Source organism: Halomonas sp. ND22Bw, from assembly GCF_003011945.1.
Taxonomy (GTDB): Bacteria; Pseudomonadota; Gammaproteobacteria; order Pseudomonadales; family Halomonadaceae; genus Halomonas; species Halomonas halophila.
In genome coordinates, this window is record NZ_PXWD01000451.1 from 1 (window position 1) to 333 (window position 333).

General features: G+C 66.7%; 1 protein-coding gene. It reads right to left on the reverse strand.

Annotation, left to right across the window (positions count from 1 at the left end):
• Nucleotides 1-333 (reverse strand): Bug family tripartite tricarboxylate transporter substrate binding protein (locus CVH10_RS18890; protein WP_369335881.1); only part of this gene is annotated, 333 nt, incomplete at both ends.

Below are 333 nucleotides of genomic sequence, written 5' to 3' on the forward strand. Positions count from 1 at the left end.
CGACCTGCACGTTCGCCTTCTTCACCAGCTTCGCGTAGCGCTCCTGCTCGGACTTGAAGAACTTCAGCGCGGCTTCGGGCGTGCCCGGGTTGATGAAGTTGTCCTGCTTGGCCATTGCCGCCTTGACCTCCGGGTCATTGAAGGCGACGACGATCGCGTCGTGCAGCCGCTTGACCTGCGCGGCCGGCAGCTTGGCCGGGCCGACCAGGGCGAACCAGCCTTCGACATCCACCGACGGGAAGCCCTGTTCAGCGATGGTCGGCACGTCGGGCAACGAGGCGACGCGCTGCTTGCCCATCACGCCGATGGCGCGCAGCGTGCCGGCCTTCAGGT